This is a genomic window from Rhizobium sp. P44RR-XXIV, assembly GCF_001999485.2.
Taxonomy (GTDB): domain Bacteria; phylum Pseudomonadota; class Alphaproteobacteria; order Rhizobiales; family Rhizobiaceae; genus Rhizobium.
The window spans coordinates 1,092,559-1,111,255 of sequence record NZ_MPVZ02000028.1 but is presented as its reverse complement, the minus strand read 5'-3'; the positions used below and the strand labels follow the sequence as shown (position 1 = coordinate 1,111,255).

17 protein-coding genes, 1 tRNA gene and 2 pseudogenes are annotated in these 18,697 nt (G+C 52.4%); 12 read left to right on the top strand and 8 right to left on the bottom strand.

The features are described 5' to 3' along the window. Positions 1 to 32 precede the first annotated feature (32 nt). Positions 33 to 1,385: an extracellular solute-binding protein gene (locus BSK43_RS22565; RefSeq protein ID WP_077469761.1), complete on the bottom strand. Its 1,353-nt coding sequence runs from the start codon at positions 1,383 to 1,385 to the stop codon at positions 33 to 35. A gap of 326 nt (positions 1,386 to 1,711) precedes the next feature. Between BSK43_RS22565 and BSK43_RS22560 the strand changes: the two genes are divergently transcribed. After that, on the top strand, positions 1,712 to 2,269 hold the full coding sequence (locus tag BSK43_RS22560; RefSeq protein WP_077469762.1) for a sugar O-acetyltransferase: 558 nt from the start codon (positions 1,712 to 1,714) through the stop codon (positions 2,267 to 2,269). A 7-nt stretch (positions 2,270 to 2,276) separates the two neighbouring features. Here the strand turns inward: BSK43_RS22560 and BSK43_RS22555 are convergent, their stop codons facing one another. After that, positions 2,277 to 2,588, bottom strand: a complete 312-nt coding sequence (locus tag BSK43_RS22555; protein WP_077469921.1) for a hypothetical protein — start codon at positions 2,586 to 2,588, stop codon at positions 2,277 to 2,279. Positions 2,589 to 2,704: 116 nt separating this feature from the next. Between BSK43_RS22555 and BSK43_RS22550 the strand changes: the two genes are divergently transcribed. From BSK43_RS22550 to BSK43_RS35190, 5 genes are all read left to right on the top strand, one after another. Beyond that, positions 2,705 to 2,779, top strand: a tRNA-Asn gene (locus BSK43_RS22550). 145 nt (positions 2,780 to 2,924) lie between these two features. Next, entirely contained in the window at positions 2,925 to 3,374 is a 450-nt protein-coding gene (locus BSK43_RS22545) for a hypothetical protein (protein ID WP_136687194.1), read from the top strand. 47 nt (positions 3,375 to 3,421) lie between these two features. Continuing rightward, positions 3,422 to 3,658, top strand: a complete 237-nt coding sequence (locus BSK43_RS22540; protein ID WP_077469764.1) for a hypothetical protein — start codon at positions 3,422 to 3,424, stop codon at positions 3,656 to 3,658. 294 nt (positions 3,659 to 3,952) lie between these two features. Next, positions 3,953 to 4,405: a DoxX family protein gene (locus tag BSK43_RS22535; protein ID WP_348641763.1), complete on the top strand. Its 453-nt coding sequence runs from the start codon at positions 3,953 to 3,955 to the stop codon at positions 4,403 to 4,405. 309 nt (positions 4,406 to 4,714) lie between these two features. Beyond that, on the top strand, positions 4,715 to 4,888 hold the full coding sequence (locus tag BSK43_RS35190) for a hypothetical protein (RefSeq protein WP_169055449.1): 174 nt from the start codon (positions 4,715 to 4,717) through the stop codon (positions 4,886 to 4,888). Positions 4,889 to 5,042: 154 nt separating this feature from the next. Here the strand turns inward: BSK43_RS35190 and BSK43_RS35185 are convergent, their stop codons facing one another. From BSK43_RS35185 to BSK43_RS22520, 3 genes are all read right to left on the bottom strand, one after another. Continuing rightward, positions 5,043 to 5,213, bottom strand: a complete 171-nt coding sequence (locus BSK43_RS35185; RefSeq protein ID WP_169055448.1) for a hypothetical protein — start codon at positions 5,211 to 5,213, stop codon at positions 5,043 to 5,045. A 373-nt stretch (positions 5,214 to 5,586) separates the two neighbouring features. Continuing rightward, on the bottom strand, positions 5,587 to 6,693 hold the full coding sequence (locus tag BSK43_RS22525) for a porin (RefSeq protein ID WP_077469767.1): 1,107 nt from the start codon (positions 6,691 to 6,693) through the stop codon (positions 5,587 to 5,589). A gap of 784 nt (positions 6,694 to 7,477) precedes the next feature. Next, complete coding sequence (locus BSK43_RS22520) at positions 7,478 to 7,930, bottom strand: acetyltransferase (RefSeq protein WP_077469768.1); 453 nt, start codon at positions 7,928 to 7,930, stop codon at positions 7,478 to 7,480. 130 nt (positions 7,931 to 8,060) lie between these two features. On the opposite strand from BSK43_RS22520, the gene BSK43_RS22515 reads away from it, so the two are divergent. Further along, positions 8,061 to 8,702: a DapH/DapD/GlmU-related protein gene (locus BSK43_RS22515; RefSeq protein ID WP_077469769.1), complete on the top strand. Its 642-nt coding sequence runs from the start codon at positions 8,061 to 8,063 to the stop codon at positions 8,700 to 8,702. 803 nt (positions 8,703 to 9,505) lie between these two features. On the opposite strand, the gene BSK43_RS22510 is transcribed toward BSK43_RS22515, so the two are convergent. Continuing rightward, positions 9,506 to 9,760, bottom strand: a complete 255-nt coding sequence (locus BSK43_RS22510; protein ID WP_077469770.1) for a hypothetical protein — start codon at positions 9,758 to 9,760, stop codon at positions 9,506 to 9,508. An 826-nt stretch (positions 9,761 to 10,586) separates the two neighbouring features. Beyond that, positions 10,587 to 11,165 (bottom strand): annotated as a pseudogene (gene cysC, locus BSK43_RS22505) (adenylyl-sulfate kinase); the annotation flags it as partial. Between the two features lie 792 nt (positions 11,166 to 11,957). Here cysC and BSK43_RS22500 point away from each other — a divergent pair. The 5 genes from BSK43_RS22500 (at position 11,958) to BSK43_RS22480 (ending at position 17,861) form a co-directional block, all read left to right on the top strand. Beyond that, positions 11,958 to 13,856, top strand: a complete 1,899-nt coding sequence (locus BSK43_RS22500) for a hypothetical protein (protein WP_136687192.1) — start codon at positions 11,958 to 11,960, stop codon at positions 13,854 to 13,856. Next, positions 13,853 to 15,124 (top strand): ATP-grasp domain-containing protein, encoded by a 1,272-nt coding sequence (locus BSK43_RS22495; RefSeq protein WP_077469773.1) that lies wholly within the window; start codon positions 13,853 to 13,855, stop codon positions 15,122 to 15,124. Before BSK43_RS22500 ends, BSK43_RS22495 begins: the two co-directional genes overlap by 4 nt. Before the next feature lie 22 nt (positions 15,125 to 15,146). Continuing rightward, positions 15,147 to 16,292, top strand: a complete 1,146-nt coding sequence (locus BSK43_RS22490) for a DegT/DnrJ/EryC1/StrS family aminotransferase (RefSeq protein ID WP_077469774.1) — start codon at positions 15,147 to 15,149, stop codon at positions 16,290 to 16,292. Further along, positions 16,277 to 17,119 (top strand): glycosyltransferase, encoded by an 843-nt coding sequence (locus tag BSK43_RS22485; RefSeq protein WP_077469775.1) that lies wholly within the window; start codon positions 16,277 to 16,279, stop codon positions 17,117 to 17,119. Before BSK43_RS22490 ends, BSK43_RS22485 begins: the two co-directional genes overlap by 16 nt. Positions 17,120 to 17,594: 475 nt before the next feature. Then, positions 17,595 to 17,861, top strand: coding sequence for a hypothetical protein (locus BSK43_RS22480; protein WP_136687191.1), 267 nt, complete (start codon positions 17,595 to 17,597; stop codon positions 17,859 to 17,861). A gap of 432 nt (positions 17,862 to 18,293) precedes the next feature. Here BSK43_RS22480 and BSK43_RS22475 read toward each other — a convergent pair. Next, a pseudogene (locus BSK43_RS22475) lies at positions 18,294 to 18,515 on the bottom strand (transposase); the annotation flags it as partial. Positions 18,516 to 18,697 lie beyond the last annotated feature (182 nt).

Here is an 18,697-nt window from a genome sequence, read left to right as displayed (position 1 = left end):
CGGCGGACGCTGTTTGCCACGAGTTATGCAGCTTACGGCAGCTGCTTGCCCTTGTAGGTGGCTTCGAAACGATCCAGGACGGCGTCGCCGTTCTTAACAAGGTTGTCGATGCCTTCCTGAACGCTGACCTTGTTGGCGAAGATGGCCTGCATCTGGTTGCCGAATTCAGCGCGGATCTGCGTGAAGCTGCCGAGGCGGACGCCACGGGTGATCGGGGTCGGCTCGGAAGCGGTCAAGCTGGCGATCGCCACTTCGCGACCCTTATAGGGAGCCTTGTCGTAGAAGCCGGACGACTTCATAAAATCGAATCCGGATTTCTTGACTGGGATATAGCCGGTGTTGGTCGACCAGAAGAGCGCGGTTTCCGGCTTGCCGATGAAGTCGAGGAACGCGGCAGCGCCCTTGTATTCGGGAGCCGACTTGCCGGAGAGAACCCAGAGCGATGCGCCGCCGACGAGCGAGTTCTTGCGCTCGGTGCCAGCGTATACTGGGAGTTCTGCCACATCCCAGTTCATCCCAGCCTTCTGGGTCTTGGTGATCGAGCCGTGGTCACCAACGGAGGTCATGATCATCTGGCAGTCGCCGGAGGCGAAGGCCTGAACCATGTCCTGGCCGAGGTCCTTAGATTTGATCTTGACGAGGCCCTGATCGTACCAGCTCTTGAGGTCGGTCACATACTTGACGAACTTGGTCTTGTTGACCGTCAGACGAGCGTCGAGGCCGTCATAACCGTTGTTCTTCGTTGCGACCGGCTGGTCGTGGATAGCAGAGAACTGCTCCATCAGCTGCCAGCTTTCGTTGCCGGAGATATTGATGGCCATCGGGCAATCATAACCAGCGCCCTTCAGTGCCTTCATGTCGGCAGCGGCATCTTCCCAGGTCTTCGGAGCTTCGGTCTTGCCGATCTTGGCGAAAGCGTCCTTGTTCCAATAGAGCAGAGCGGTCGAGGAGTTGAACGGGAAGGACAGCAGTTCGCCCTTCGACGTTGCGTAGTAACGGGCGATACCCGGGAAATAGTCGTTCCAGTCGACCTTGTAGCCGTTCTCAGCCATCAACTTGTTGACTGGGTAATAGGCGCCCGAAAGCATCATCGTCGCGGTGCCGACGTCATAGACCTGAACGATCGTCGGCTGCTTGCCGGCGCGGAAGGCGGCAATGGTGTTCTGCAGAGCGGCGTCGTAGTTGCCCTGGCTGACGCAGGAGACTTCATAATCCTTCTGCGAGTCATTGAAGTTCTTGCACATCGTCTGAACGACGCGTTCCAGGTCGCCCGACAGGCCGAACCAGAAATCGAACTTGGCGGGAGCGGCAGCAGCAGGCAGGGCCAGCGCTAAGCTCATGACGCCGGCGGCGGCAGCCGAAATGCAGTTTTTAAGTTTCGACATAATCCCTATTTCCTTTTTGAAAGCTCGGAACCGGTGGTCTTGCGCAAGTCCGCGGTAGCGGCGTTATAGACAAGCTGTGTGACAGTTTGTTGAGGGCGAGAATCCCGTGTTGCCGGGCATTTTCAGTCGAAGTGAGGGGGTGCGGGGGCGCGCTCTTCAATCGATTATACATTTGAGAAAATGCTAATCAAGGCGTGCAATATTCAATGGTTCGCGCTCGGCTTGTCGCCTGTTCGCAAGTGGCCGATTACGTTGCTTGCTGACGGCCCGAACGGTGATGCATGATCACCCACGGCGAATCCTGAAAGCATTGGGGGAAGGGATCGATGGATCTGAGTGAGAAGCAGAAGATGGCGGCGGGCGAATGGTATTGTTGCTTCGATCCAGAACTCGATAGCCTGCGTTGGCGCGCGCGCGATGCTGTGCATCAGCACAATACCATGCTGCCGTCCCAGCGCGGCAATATGGGGCCTGCTTTATCTGCGCTCTTTGCCGATGCCGGGGAGAGCGCTTTCATCGAGGCTCCGTTCCACTGCTCCTACGGCATGAACATTTCGCTGGGGAGCCGGGTCTATCTGAATGCCGGCTGCACCATTCTCGATAGCGGCAGCGTGCGCATCGGCGACGGCAGCATGCTCGGGCCGGGCGTCCATATATATTGTGCCGAACATCACAAGGATGCGGCGCTGCGCGGGCAGGGCATGGAAATTGCGCGGCCGGTCGCGATAGGCCGGAGCGTGTGGATTGGTGGTGGCGCGATCCTCGTCGGTGGCGTGACGATCGGCGACGGCGCAATCATCGGCGCGGGCGCTGTGGTGACCAGGGATGTCGCGCCGGGCGCGACCGTTGTGGGCAATCCCGCTCGTCCGGTCGGCGTAAGATAAAGCGGGGCTAGTTTGCCGGGCGGCGCTTTCGCGTCCACCACACGGCAAATCGCCGGCGCCAGCGGCGCACGGTGGGCATATCATGCGATAGCACGATGAAGCCCAATGGCAGCATCCAGAAGCCAAGCACCGGCAGGAAGCCAAGCAGGCCGCCAAAAATGAGAGCGATGCCGACGCCGAGGCGCGCAAGCCGCGATCGGGGTAGGGGAATTCTCACAGAGCCGAAAACAAGCTCGCGAGTTGAGGGATCAATGCCGAAACGGCGGGTTTTCCGGCCATTTCGATCGGCATTTGCTGTCGTTCCGCTTTGATCAGTCATCCACAGGAAATGGTGAGGCGGCGAAATAATGCAAGAGAATTCGATTTTTTTGAAAAAACCGCTTGGCAAATCGGGAAAGCATTTGTAGAAGCCCACTCACACCGCGCCAAGCGCATTCCCTGGTAGCTCAGCGGTAGAGCATTCGACTGTTAATCGACAGGTCGCCGGTTCGAATCCGGCCCGGGGAGCCACTCTTTCTGAAAGAGCTGGTCTTGGCTATATCCAAAAGAACATGGATGTTGCTTCTCTAACCACCTTTGAAACTCCCATCTGGGATGATATGCGCACGACGATCAAATCGCCAGCGGCGTGTCGCCATGTGGTGCTGTCCTGGAGATGGTGGCGCTTGCGCGATCGATAGGGATTCCACGGAAGTCTTTTCAGTTGCGAAGCTGGGCCATTTGCGCTTGTGTCGGCGAAAAGCATGAATCTGAGGAATTGCTAGAGATGATGCGTGGATTGATGACTTTGGCGTTGTGTCTATCGATGAGCGCCGGGCACGCCTTAGCTGAACCCGAAGCCGTCACGAATGCGAAAACGCTTTGCCGCGCAGTCGACACGACAATCTCGCTGTCTCCCTGCACCTACTCCGAGGAAGCGAAAACGGTCACCGTCTCAGTTGCGACCGCAGGCGGAGACGCTCGGGAGCTTTGCCAGACCATCGTGAGTTCGCTTGTCGAAAAGCAGATATATTTCGGTGCCGCTCCCTGGAAGCTCAATCTGAAGTCGCCCGCCAGCGGCGACAGCACGATCGCATCTTGCGATTTGCCGCAAACTCCTCACTGAAGGGTAACGCCGGCCGGAGAGCGGTGGATGAAACGAGAGCTGGTGAGATGTCGAAAGTCAATGATCTGATAGCGTCGGCAAAGAGCGTGTGGGACCGATACGATAAGGGGCGCATGGAGAGGGAAACCGTCCGTGAATGGGTCTTGCGCCTCGGAGCCTATCCGCCGCCGCATGGCGACCGCGTGCGGGAAGCAGTGGAGTGGTTCAAGGCCCATTCGGAGGCCGAAGTGGCGGCCGATATCCGAAATGTCGATCTGGACAGATTGAGGGCAATCTTTTCGTAGCGAGCCGATCGCACTTGATTGTCCTTACCAATGCGATAGAGACCAGAGAAGAACGCGACTGCCGTTAATCTAGAACGGGGTCGGGCGGCCGATTGACGTCACGCTGCTGCTGCGAGATCACGCAGCCGTTCTCTTGTCACAAGCTTGAAGAGTGCTGGGGCTGCATCGACGCAGCTGTGCGATGCCATTCGAGACATCTGACTTAGCGTCGATTTTCCTTCTCGATGCCGCTTGTGGCGTAGTTGACCTGTCTTTCCCACCCATGCCAGATTGCCGCCGTTCTTCCGACTGCTGATGGGGCGTACGGGGAACATGGGCCGCGTTCGGCATGTTGGGGATACAATGGTTGAGGAAACGAGCTCTCGCACGGGAGCGTTGGTTGGTTGGGTTGTTAGCGCAATCGTGATTCTCATATTGGCGGCCGATGCTGCCGTAGATCTTTTTTCACCCTCGCTGATCAGTGCCGAGATGGAGGCATCGGGCTTCCCGACCAGCCAGGCAACATTGCTCGGCCTGATCATCCTCGTCTGCGCGGTTCTCTATGCGATTCCACGTACCGCGGTTCTGGGAGCCATCCTGACGACGGGCTTCTTTGGTGGCGCGATCTGCACTCATTTCCGCCTCGGAGAAGTGGGGTCTCCGCCACAACTTATCAGTTTGGTTTTGGGTATCATGGCCTGGGGTGGTCTCTATCTTCGCGACAAGCGGATTCGCGAGCTTCTGCCCTTTCGCGTCGCGGCTGGCTGAAAAACGAACTTCACACCACCAGGGCTTTTTTGTGTTGCAACAACAGTATGTTGCACCTGCTCTGATTCATCACTCGCTAACCACGGCTCCCGCACCGGCAGGAATTGGACCACTGCGACAAGTGGTAAATTCACACGCCGTTATCGACAGTTTTCGTGCAGATGTATGTGGTATTTCGACGAAATTTGGTTCAAGGTATGGTTGCTCTCGTGAATGTGAGAAAATGTTCATGTGGCGTTAATATGAACCGGCGCATGAACGTAGTGCGCGATACGCGCAGCATAGTCCCCCAATGCTTAGAGGTTCGACATGAAAAACCTGATTCTTGCTTCTGCACTTGCTTTGGCATCGGTCGTTGCCGTCAGCGCATCGGCCGAGGCAGCTCCGATGCATCATCGTCACCATCAACATTGCCACATTAAGAAGGTGAAGCATAAGGTTCATGGCCACTGGGTCGTACGCAAGGTACGCGTCTGCCGTTAATCGGTAGAAGCTTCGAACTATCGGATATTCCCTTTTTGACAGCAAGTCGCGCTACCGGTGATTTCGGTAGCGGCCGTTAGCTTTTTAAACGTCAGGGCCCCAGGCATTGCGTCACTGGCCTGTTGCGGGTGGCTATGAGCCAATTGATTGATCTTTACCCGAAGATCCGCCAGTCAGGGGCGTATTTCAAATATAACGCCACTATGGTGGCGGTGACGGTAGCGCCTGTCGTCGGACCAGTAACGATCCCTGTCGCGACGATCCCAGCCGCGGTCGCCACGCCAATGGCGGCGATCACGATCGCGCCAATGACGGCGATCGTCATACGAGTCCGGGTGCCAGCGTGTGCCATGGTCCTGGACCAGAATGATGTTAGAGCTATTCGGCGCCGATGGGCTGCCGAAAGGCGCTGCCGAGGCGGGCAGGGCAACAGATAATAAGGACCCCACGGCCAAAGCGGCGGTCAAGGCGATTGAAGCAAGATGTTTCAAGTCGGTAACTCCTTCTTAGGCACGTCCCTTTCACCGTAAACGCTGCGGGTGCGACAAGGTTCCCCTTTCTGGTTGATCGGGATTCGTCACGACACGCGGTGATGGATGGTCATGCTTGCGATTTCAGGAGTTTAACGCATAAAAAAGGGGGCCGGCAGGGAAAGCCGGCCCCCTTCCTTCTCTGATCGGAGGTCAAATCTGATCAGGTTAGAAGTTGCGTTCGAAACGCAGGATGCCCGAAACGGTGTCGTCGTGGGCGTAGTCGTAGTGAACGTAGGTCAGTTCCGGCTCGACGAGGAGGTTCTTAACCGGGTTGAACTTCAGGTTCGTGGTGGCTTCGAACATCTTCGAGTCGGTGTAAGCGAGCTGGAGGTTCCACTTCAGCTTTTCATTGACCGGAACGCCAACGCCGCCCCAAACTGCCCAGTCACCCCAGCCGCACTTCGATGCGTTGACGGTGCCGTTCGGCGCCGTGCAGGCCGAAACGTCCTGGTTGGTGCCGGCATACTTGTTGAGCTTGTCGCCGTCGGTGTTGTAGCCGCCCATCAAGAAGGCCGTGAATGCGCCGAAGTCAGCGTCTACGCGAGCCTTGATGGCGCCTTCCTTGACGATCGAGTCATAACCGCCAACGACCTTGAAGCCCCATGCACCGGACTTGAAGCCGAGACCGCCAACAACGTCAGGAGCGTAGTGGTTGGTCTTGTCGTCCGTCCAGAAGCTGGCGCCGTAAGATGCCGAGCCGGTCGTAGCAGAGTTGGAATCTTCGAGCGAGATCACAGCCGAGAAGCCGTTGCCGCCGTCATATTCATAGGTCAACTGGTTGAGTTCGTACGGACCGTCATAGATCACGTCGTCGTTGATGACGTCGCCGGCATAACCCATGTACAGGTTGTACTGCGAGTCTTTCTTACCAACCGTGAAGCCGCCGAGGCTGATGTAGGACCACAGCAGGTTGGTGCTGGTGGAGCCGCCGTCATTCCAGTCCCAACGAACGATGGTTTCGGTCTTCAGCGGGCCGTATTCGGTGTCGGTCGCGGTGTCGACGTTCAGCTCAGCACGAGTGTGCCACAGCGTGCCCTGATGGCTGTCACGGTTATAGGCGTTGTACCATTCACCTTCCGTACGAACCTTGCCGCCGATCTTGAGGCAGGTTTCCGTACCCGGGATGAAGAAGTAGCCTGCACCGTAGGCGTCGCAGATGCGAACGTATTCCAGCGGCTCCGGCTCAGCAGCAACGATAGCGTCAGCTGCATGAGCACCGGATACTGCTGCCAGGGCAGCAGCGGAGCCGAGAAGAAGGCTCTTGATGTTCATAATAACTCCAATCTTTCTTGATTGGGCCTGAGATTTCGCGCCGCCGAAGCGGCGTGCCCAACCCCATCCCGTTCATGTTCCCTATCAGTAGGTGCGAAGTAATAAGCCCCGCGAACTATTTCCTGAACCTGCTTCACTGATTTGGCAAGATACTAAGACTGGCGAACTATATGTGCGCTATCCGAAAAAAAAGTTTGTTGCAAAAATGACGCAATTCGCCGACTGAGCCGACTATGTGGCCATTTTGCGCCCAATTGGCGACACCGAAAACAAGGGCTGTCTTTGGGCTGAAGGTCCTGAACGGCGTCGCCGGAACGATGCCGGGGAGGGCGAGTCGGAGATGCGCAGCAATCGCATTGTGTCGTTTGCGTTCCGGATCGATCCGGCATGTGTTCAGGAGTGTTTATATCAGCGGCAACGAGAATGATGGAGCTGCTCTGATCTGCGCATCCGCATATCCGGCGCGAAACGATAGCAGTGCGCCCGATGAGACTACTGGGGGCGTAGTCTCATCGGGCGCGGGACTGTCCGGTTCAGGGGTGGCATCCAAACCGGTAGCAATGAAGCTAACATCTACCGTAGGTGTGTATAACCTACCTGAATGGGCTGGCACGAACGCGGCTCCGTTACGAAACGGAGCTGCGCAATGGATACCGTTTCAAAATGGTTCGAAACGAGTTCGAATCCGTGTCTCACCGGATTGACTCACCACAAGGGAATGACGGCGGCAGTTAACGATGGCTTCCGACGAACGGTCTATCCCCGAACCGCGCGACGCAACGACTTAGGTGGTCACTGCGCTTTCCCATCGCATATGGAGGATCGGGAAGGGACGGCCCTGGTCGTCAAGCTCCGAACGGCCCGTCACCTTGAACCCCAACCTTTCGTAAAAGCCCACCGCCGTCGGATTCTGCTCGTTGACATCGACGGTAACGACGTCTTTTCCTGTTCGGAAACTGTCGAGAAGAAGACGTCCTAAGCCTGCGCCTCTGCTTTCCGCATGAACGAAAAGCGCGTCGATATGGTTTCCGGAAGTTCCCAGGAAGGCGTGGGATGTATCCTCACCATCGACGGCCACTGTGAATTCGGCATTCGGCAGGTAATCCTCCAGCACCATCTTCCCGATCGCCTCCAGATCCAAGTCGCTGAGAAAATGATGGGTGGCTTCGACGGCCGTCCGCCATACCTCATAGTTACGCTCTATGTCGGCCGGTTTGGCTTGCCGCAACTTGAACATGTCAGCCTCTCTCATGTCTTTTTATGACTCTCAGGTGCTCGTTTAGGATCTCCGCCGGAATGCGTAAAGACTGCTTGCGCGTGTGGTTCGTGTCACCGGGCCTTCATAAGGAGCCGCTAGACGGCAACTCATGACCCACGTTTCCGACAAGACCCAGCCCAAAATCGCCAAGTCGATCGTTGACCCTACTGCAAGGATCAGAGACTCGATCATAGGTGATCGTTGCGAGGTTCTCGTAGATACCTCTCTGCATTCTACACAACTCGGCGATTTCTCTTATCTCGGGCCTCGTTGCACGGTTGCCGATGCCGAGATAGGGCGCTTCTGCGCCATTGCCGCCGAGGTGAGAATCGGTGCGCCCAATCATCCGATCGATCGTCCCTCAATGCATCGTTTCACCTATTGCCCGGAATACTATTCGGCAGACGCGACGCGCGATCTCGCTTTCTTTGAAAAACGCCATGCCGACCGTGTGACTATCGGCCACGATGTTTGGATAGGGCATGGCGTGATCGTTCTGCCCGGTGTCACAGTTGGGAATGGAGCGGTACTGGCGGCCGGAGCCGTCGTTACCAAGGACGTCTCGCCCTATACGATCGTTGGAGGCGTCCCGGCTCGCTTGATCCGTGAGCGATTCAGTGCGTCCGTCGCGGCGAAGCTGAATGATATTGCGTGGTGGGATTGGCCGTTCGAAACCATAATGGAGCGTCTTGAAGACTTCCAATCCACCAACATCGAATCCTTCTGCGATCGCTGGTCGAAAATCGGCTGATCACCGAGATTGCGATCATGATTTCAAGATCTTTCGGAAGCCGTCGGCTCCAGCGACAAATCGGCCGCTATGTTAGATGCCCCCAAGTCGAGCGACATTCTCCGAATGTATAGAGCGAACAAATTGGCAAGTCTGAAAATACCGAGAAAATTCACTTACTTACGCAAGTATAGAGGGAGAGGAGAATCGGAGAAATCGCCAAAAGTGGTGGGAGACGAATGGAGGCTTCACTACTACGGACGAATTCATCGTAGTTCGCCGGCACAAAAAATGAGTAGATCAAGCAGATCCGCAAGGTCGTCTCTGTCGTCAAAATCGAGGCGTGCCTAGGTGCGATCATGCGTAATGCAGTCTCTAAACTGAAACAGCCGGCCACGCCAAAGTATTTGGAGGTAACGGAATGGGTCGTAGGTGGAATTTCGTAACGCACAACCATCCGATGGGATGTATAGCCAGGTACTGACTATATCACCATGGCGAGAAGCGGGTTATTCGCGCGCGCCGCGACCACATTATTATTCGGCAAACAGGCGGAAGCCGAATGCGTGGGCAAGTTCGTCCTTCTGGTTAGGCAATTCGTCAATGGAGCCGGATAGCGGAGAGCTTGTCGGCGCTATATAAAATACCGGCAACAATCCGCCCTATTGGACAACGACATGCAAAACGGAAGCTTCGAAGAGCTCTGCGACATACTGGTGAGATGACATGGCGGTCGGGCAAAAGGCTAAGTTGAGGGCGAGCATCGTAGCCTACGCAAACAAGCGATCCTATTTCGCGCCGGCCACATCGAGGGTCGAAAACACTCAAATATGAAACTCGAGCGCTCCGGTCCGTGTTTCGTGGCACTTATCCAGCTCAAATCGAGCTAACTGGGCGCAGTCGACGTTGGCGCAATGCTCTTGCTCCATCTCGACCCGAACGTTGATCGAGACCACCAACCGCAGGCCCTGTCGAACCGCTTCCGCAGAGACTTGGCTCAGGGTAGGAATTCCACCCAAACATTTGTCCATCATCTCCTCGACAAGCCGCTCGAACGCCATGTCACCTTTCACTTCCAAATTGCTGTTCCTCGTCTTTAGTTTCGGCAGAAAATTCGGATTGCGAATTGCTATAGCCAATCCGACGGCATGGAGACCGAAGGACCGCGTCACCCAGTACTACCCCGACAGCGCTTTTGCCAAGGCTGTAATGTGGCAACGCCTCGGCTTTTTGCTTCGCCGACAGGCAACGAGATCTGGGATCGTGGTGTGTTACCCGCAAAAGGATAGCTGCGTAGGCTTTTGCGAACCATTTAAATCAGATCGGGAAGCGGTGACACCTATCCGTTGGCGTTACTACGTCGTTTCTCGATATTCTTTCGTTTCAAGAAGAACACGATGGCGGCGTATGTGCACAAGGCAGTAAGACAAACATGAGTCGGGCGCCAAATTAACCTGCAACGCAATTGAGAATTGGCGATGCAACAAGCCGATACATCAAACAAACTCGACACTTTTGGAACTTCAAGACGGCCTGTCGTCGGAATTTCGCCCACGTCGCCCAAAGGGTCAATCGTTGCTGGATCGCTTCAAAGTTTTCGAGACCACCACGAACCGGTTGATATTCTTATGGCAGCAGTATCGGGTGACTACGTCGCCAAGAGGAACAAGACCGGCACCCTTGCTATCGGCTCGGCGGGTCTGGGCAGATGCAGTATCTCTAATGTTTAGCTTTGTTCATGCGGACTTAGAAAAGCAAGCGCAGAAAGGTTGCGATTGCAGCTGCTTTGATCAACTGTTGGCCGGGCCGCTATACAGTCCGGCCCTCTCAATGAGGCTTTATCAGGCGGCAAAAGCACCATGCCGGCGCCTATATGTTCATTTGATATCAGTAAGCTTCTATCAGCTAAAAGATTGTCAATCTCAGATGAGAATATAGCCTATTCACTGCTTCAGTAGCTGAGGTTTTGCCTGCATCAAGCACTATGTCTGGACAATCCGGTATTTCGAATGCGCTATCTATACCTGTGAAGTTTTTGATCTCGCCGGCACGCGCCCGGTCGTAAAGGCCCTTCGCGTCACGCGCTTCGCAGATTTCTAGCGATGTACTTACATAGGTCTCGATAAAAATCACGTCACCTGCGATTTCTCGTGCTAATCTCCGCTCCTTTTGGAAAGGGGAAATCAAGGCCACGATTACAATGAGTCCGGCTTCAGCCATGAGGCGTGCCACCTCCGCGACCCTCCTCACATTCTCTGCACGTGATTCATCAGAAAAGTCTAAATCCTTGTTAAGGCCGTGTCGGACGTTGTCTCCGTCCAAAATAAAAACATGCTTGCCCTCAGCAATAAGGCGCTTTTCAAGCCGATTGGCGATGGTGGACTTGCCCGCGCCCGAGAGCCCGGTGAGCCATATAATAGCGGGCTTTTGCCCTTTCATTTTCGCGCGAGTTTCTCTTGAAACTTCAAAGTCTTGATATGTAACGATTCTCGTCTCACAATTTCTATTAGTTTCAGCTTCAATTTCAAGCATTGTGTCGGAAATTCGATTCATAGATGCAGATCTTCCAGGATCTCAATACATTTTCATTTATGCACCAAAACATTCTTTTCTGAAAAAAACGAAATGGCTAACACTCAATTCCAGTGCTGAGTAACACTGCAGAGTTGCAAGGGTGAGTGATTTTATCTCTCACGTAGCGATGAGATTTTTCATGCGGCACTCTCAATTTTATTAAGACGCAATCTTAGCCCCATCCAACTCGGAGATGCAAATGCTTTATAGGCACTCAATCATCGCGATCGGCCGTTTGGCTGTAGCGCCTGATAAATTGCTTCATTGGTCTTAATCCAATGAAATCACCTGTCCGATTGAGCGCAAATGAGTCTTTGGTTCGGACCGCCATCACATGCGTTGTTTGCCGATATCTTTTCCGTGAACTCGATCGTCAGTCCAATTATTTTCCGAAGATCGTCTCCAAACTCTGCAAAGATCCTAAAGTCATGTGAGTCGCGTAGAAAATTTCCTCGCGGGCGATGAATGTTAGTGAATTGCTTTTGGTAGTGATGTAGAGGATTTATCTACCACCATTGCATGCACTAGGATGAAACGAAAAATTCAACATTTCAAATATCGCGAACCCGTTTACTAATTTTAGCTCCCGTCTCAGAGGTTAGCCGTCCTCACTTTGGTGACTATGGGGTAGCCTACCTCTCGGTGGCAAATTTTTGATGATACGTCCGCCGGATATCGGGCAGTTAATCTGGAGTGAGATGATTGGCAACAATTAGCAAAATGATCCAACGCAACATGACGGCCCTTAGAGCTCGTGAAGCAGAAGTAAGTGAGCTTGTTGACGTTGAATGGTATTTCAATCGTTATCCTGACGTCCGAGCGTCAAAAATGGATCCGCGATATCATTATCTTCGATACGGTGGATTTGAGGGGCGCGATCCCCATCCCCTTTTTTCAACTTCCTTCTATGCAACGCGATATCCAGCGGTACCTAGTTCGGGAATGAATCCGCTAGTTCATTATCTTCGCATTGGTGCCGCATCAGGCTATGATCCGCATCCACTATTTTCGAGCATCTATGTCGCAACGCGGTTGGGCACCCGCAAGAATCCATTAATCTCATTCTTGGAAGGCAGTCGTAATGGGGTTTTGGTATCGCCTCATCCACTTTTCGACTCAGAGTGGTATGCGCAGCGGTATGGGGCCGAGATCCCAAACGGCATGGATCCGTTGATTCACTTTATATATTTTGGGGCTAGACTCGGATTCGACCCGCATCTCCTTTTCTCAACATCCTATTATCGGGCGCGTTACAGTGACATAGGGCCCGAGGTTAACCCGCTATCTCATTTTATTGCACAAGGCGCGTTGGAAGGACGGGACCCACATCCGGGTTTTGATACCAACTGGTACCGAGCCCGGTATATGGGCGGATTACCTGCTACCGATAATCCCTTAGTACATTTTATTTCGGTGGGCAGTCTCGTTGATGCTGTTCCACATGTGCTCTTCCCCACCGAGCAATATCGGCGCGAGATGGGTGAATCGATGCCAAAAGATGTGCATCCTCTGATGTATGCGCTTCAGCAAAAGCATTTGAAATTTGAAGTTCCAAAGCTCATCGTTGATGAAGAGACGACCATTTCCACGCGTCGCGCTGAGGTCGCCAATTACCATCAGATTGATGCATTCCTAACGTTCAATGTTGATGCCATCTCAGGTGGAATCTTCTCAATTTTCTCCATTGTAGAGGAATTGAGGCGGTTGGGGAGAGAGACGGTGCTCTTTTCCTTGCCTGGCGGCGACCCTATAGTTCGATATAAACGGTTCAATAATCACGAGATCATCTTGCCTTTCGGAGATCTGATTTCAGCTATACGGCTGAAACGCATACAAACGATCCATGTCCCAGAGGTTGTTCTGCCTATTTTGATTGATCACCTTACGGATGCGTTTGATAATCCAGAGCTAAGAGATATAAAACTTAATATACTCAACCAAAACGGCGAATTAATGCCAGAAAAGCATGTCTATCAGCGGTTTGTTCATCAATTTCGTGAAGCAACTATGACGACCGCGCATGAACGCTATTCAACAAGCCTCCATGCCGAGCGTTGGGGCGTTCCAATAAAGCACATATCCACATATATGTCGTTCGATGACTATAAAGTACGAAATTTCACGTCGAAGAAAAATATTATCTTGCTGTCTCCCGATCGAATGATTGGTGATGAGGTTGTCTTAGATCAACTACAATCGAGTTTTGGCGGATATTATATATATAGAGTTGCTGGGCTTCATTATGAATTCTATAAATTCTGCATAGGCTGGTGTAAGTTCTGTATTACGTTTGGGGAGGGGTTAGATAATTATTTCATCGAAACTACGTTCACAGGAGGAATAGCATTTGCCGTCTACAATCCGGTCTTCATGCCATCCTCGATGAAAGCACTTCCGAACGTGTTTGGAAATTTGATTGAAATGAAAGAGAAACTCCCCAGTTTGATGCGAGATCTCGAACTCGACGAAAAATATCGCGAAGAAGTTTTCTTGATGAATTTCAGCCTTCTAAAAAAACTATATGACAAAAGCATATACCGCCAAAAATTGAAGGACTTTTCCTTGGGCCGTTTCGATTGGGAGCCGGGAGCCGCGCAATGAGAGGTCGGGTTCTTGTGGTGCCGGCTGGTACGGAAATAGGTCACGAGGTCTACGAAAGCCTACGCTATTCGAAGCACTGGGAATTGGTCGGTGCGAACGCTGTTAAAGATCACAGCGAAGTCACCTTTCCTGAGGCCTATTTCGATCTACCCTATGTCGATGATGATGGCTTTGTTTTTGAGGTTCAGCGCCTGGTTGCGGAGAAGAGGATAGACTATGTCATTCCTGCACATGACGAGGCTTTATTTCAGCTCTCAGGAAAGTCAATGACCGCGGTTTTGGTGGGTCCCTCAACCGAACTGTCTGATATCCTCAGATTTAAATCCAAGGTTTTGATGAAGCTTCGAGGTCACATTCCGGTCCCAGAAGCTATTGGTAACTCACCGTTATTTCCATTTTTTAGCAAACCAGACCGGGGTCAAGGATCGAGAGGTGCGCGAATCGTCAGAAATGAGAGAGAGCTTGAACTCCTAAACGAAGCGCGGGAACCAATGCTATTCCAGGAGTTGCTGCCTGGAGATGAACTGACAGTTGATTGCTTCTCGCTGCCGGATCACGAGATTGCCTATTGTGCTGCACGACGGCGAGAACGGGTCTCATCTGGCATTGCGACTAGAATGCAGATGGTCGACGAGCCTCTCATGTTAAAACATGCTTCGGTCATTTCGAGGGAGCTGAAGATTTCGGGTGCTTGGTTCTTTCAGATGAAGCAAGACATCCACGGGACATACAAGCTTCTTGAAGTTGCAAATCGGATTGCCGGTTCCTCGGGGTTTCAGAGGGCAATGGGAATTAACCTGATGGATGCGTGGCTGCATCAACTTGCTGGAAAGGAGGTCTCTTTTATTAAGCCGTTTGTCGGCGGGCTCATATATGATCGGGCGCTTTACGCTCGTATTAAGCTCCATCGAATCGTGAAAAATATATACGTCGATTTTGATGACACCTTGATTTTTAATCAAGGAAAACAGGTGCACCATCGACTAATCGGACTCCTGTATGCTTTTAAGATAACAAAGGGCGTTCCGCTTACATTACTAACGAGACATGGCGGCGAAATTGATGCATTACTTCGCCGAATGGGCTTGATCGAGCTTTTTGATAGTATAATTCACTTGAAGAATGGTGAGAAAAAGTCGCTATACATCAATCCAGATGGGGCTATATTCATAGATGACGCCTTCAGTGAGAGAAAAGAAGTAAATTCTTTGGGCGGAGTAATTTGTCTTCCGCCCGAGTCAATCGATGTATTAGAAGCTATACTGTGATATCAACCCGAAGGCATTTGCTATGCATACCTCGCGACGCGCCCCATTATATGTCACTCGCCCTATTACACCAGCTCTCGATCTGGTAAGTCGTTGCAATGCGGCAATATTCGAAAGTGGAATGTACTCAAACTTCGGTCCGATGGAACAGAGCCTGACTTCGCAATTTCGCGAGAGGTTTGACTGTGACAAGGTATTACTGTTCAACAACGGGACAATAGCCTTGCTTACGGCTCTTCTATCGCTACCTCGTAAGGGAGGCACGTTTCTCACAAGTCCGTTTACATTTCCTGCAAGTGTTCACTGCATCAAGTTGGCGGGATACGACGTGCGCTTCGTGGATGTGGACGAGAAGACGTTGAATATTGATCCTCAAAAAATTGAGGACGCTTGTGACGATGATACCGTGGGCATTTTGGCTGTCCACGTCTACGGAAATCCATGTGACATTTCTGCGATCCATGATTTGTGCCGGCGCAAAGCTTTGTACGAAATCTATGACGCCGCGCACTGCTTTGATGTGTTTGATGACGGCCAGGCAGTCTACAAAAGTGGTCTAATGAGCATTGCGAGCTTGCACGCAACAAAATTGATGCATACTGGCGAAGGCGGCGCGCTGTTTGTCTCGGATGGCGGTATCTTCGAACGAGCACGTTCGTGCATGAATTTTGGCATTCAAGGAGAGGATATAATTCACGGAATTGGCCTCAACGGCAAGTTAAGTGAAATCAATGCTGCGATTGGACTCGCAGTGCTTCCACAGGTCACCATGGAAATCTCCAAGCGAAAGGTGATTGCTGATCGCTACACCCGCCTTTTGAGTGGACTAAAGGGCGTCGACTTCCCCTATTTTAAGGACACGACCACCAGGAATTACCAATATTTTCCGGTCATATTTGACCGTAGCAGTGGCTTAGATCGCGATTCGATATGGTCTGCTTTGAGGGCTCGAAATATCTTTGCCCGTAAATATTTCTATCCTCTGTTATCTGATTGCTTTCCGTATAACGCTGGCGGAAACGAGAGGTACTATCCGATAGCGGTTAAGGCAGCGCAAAATGTGTTGTGCTTGCCGATGCATTCCGGTGTCAGCGAAGGCGACGTTGATGAAATCGTGGATATTATTTTGCAAACGCTGGAGGGAGGTAAGCCGTGGCTATCAGCCTGATTTTGCCTGTTCATAATGCGGAAAATTTTCTTGTCGAAACGCTTTACTCAATTAACGAAGCCCTTGGAACTGGCGATCAGCTAGTCATAATTTTCGACAACTGCACAGACGGTTCTGTTGCAGTATTTGAGACATGGCGTAAGTTAAATGCCTCGGCCATTGAATATGAAATAACGATTTCAGTGGAGACGCTGGGAGGAGTGGCGGAGGCTCGCAATCGAGGAATAGATTTGGCTGATCGACCATGGATCAGCTTTGTTGACCACGATGATGTCGTCTCGGCTTCGATTTATAGGGATCTTTTGGCTGCCACATCGCGAACAGGTGCCGATGTGGCGCGCTGCGGTTACGCGAAACGTTCCAAAGATAATGTGGAGGTTTTCTATCCTGATTTTTCTCCAGACTATTATGCCTTTTTCGGAATATTCATATGGAATTCGCTGTTCGACGCCGAGCTAATAAGAGGAAATGCGATCCGTTTCGTTCCTGGATATGGCGAGGATTATGAATTCAACCTTCGAATTGCACAGCATTCCAAAAGTCAGACGTTTGTGAAGGGACCTTTGTATTACTGGAGAATTCATGGATTAAATCATCACCTTGCGCGCAGGCCCGAGGATTTCGTGGAGCGCGTTTTGGGGATGTTTTATCGAAACCAGACTTACCTATCGCGTGCGCCAAATGCAGGGGCCGCTTTTAGCAAATGGGTGCATGACTATCTAGTACATTTGCGGAACCAGTTTGGCTCAGCAGCCGTCGACGCAGCGATTGAGAAATCCGGTTTGGGCCCATCACTTTCGAGAATATGGTTACTTTCACTGAATTGACCGGGCAATTTAAAAAATGCCACCAAGAATATCCTTGATTCGAGTCTAATCTATCGGGAACGGAATAATGAAGAAGTAAAGAGCTCTCGGCAAGGGAGGTTGAGCCAATGGTGAACTGCTAGGCAATGGCATCGCAGATATCGTTGCATATCGCCGCCACCAGTCATGCAGGTAGGGCGGGCGGCGGGCTTTTTAACTTTGCTTTTCTAAGTTCTCTGCGGCAAGCTGCAACCGCGGTTCCGCGTCCATGTTGTGTTCGCCACTCCGATCAATGATCGCCTACCATGGATAAGCAACATGAGTTTTTTTATGGAAAGCCCGATCACAGACCAGGGCGGGCAAGGTAAGTTGAGAGCGGCAGACCGGTTACGGTGAAGCATGTCACCGCATTCAGGCACGCTGTCTTCGACCGCAAATCCGAGAAGACCGATCTCGCATAACTCGACCTCGCGCTGGAGGGCATAGAAACGGGTCCATGTCGACGACGAAGCGGATAGCTTTTCAGGGAAAGCCGCAGCCCAAACAACGCGCAGCCAATCGCTGCGCTTTTACCGCCCATCTTCCGCGCATTGAAGAAAACATCGAACCGGAAAACTTGTTCTGCTCTTATGGCGGAGGCTTGCACTACATCGGCGAGGACCTACCGCCACACAGCTCTGCGTCATCATCATTCACCGCCCAAAAATATGCCTGCCAACCCTGTATGGATTGCGTTGCTCAGGCTCGAGCGCTTCACTATTGATCTAGGTCGGATTTTCGGTAGTGACCACCATCACCTATATGCTGATGGCCAAATACGCCGACCATCTCTTGCTTTAACGGCAGGCTCAGATCAAGGGGCGCTAGGGCATTGATCTTGACCGCTCTGCACTTACTGATTGGATCGGTCAGGCAGCATCCGAATTGTGACCTGTCTTCGATGTCTTGATTGCCGACCTGAAGCGCTCGACCGAACTCTTCATGAACGAGATGCGTGCGCGCCGGTACTCGATCCGGCTCCCGTAAAAGTAAGCCCCAATACTCTGAGCACTTGCTCGTAACGACTACCTGTGAGGTGGCGGTGCTCCACTAGGCGCGACCTTCATCTATGCCCTAGGTCGCGCCGTGTAGCGCGCCGAATGGATATTGGAAAGATTCACGGGCGTCGTTTAGGTCGAGGGATATGCTGGACATATCGCTCTTCGGTGACGCGAGCCAGTTCCTTCTTCAGCCGCCTGATCTCCTCGGCCTCGTCGTTGCCCGTGGCATTCGGCGCAGCAAACTTCTTCTTCCATTCGTAGAGCGAATGCTGGCTCACCCCGAGACGCTGCGAAACCTCCGCAACCGGATAGCCTCGCTCCGTGATCTGGCGCACCGCGTCACGCTTAAACTCTTCGCAGAAATTCGATTTGCTCATGATGCTCTTCTTGCCCCAAAATTAGGAAAGAAGGTGTCTACAAATCTGGGGGCTATTCACTGTTGACCTTGTTGAACGTCAAACAATTAGATCAATCAGGCGTGCGAGGTGGAGAAACAACGGTGCTTATGTTAAACTATCGATCGTAAATTCATCTCACTTGTGGTGAAAGGGCGGATAAC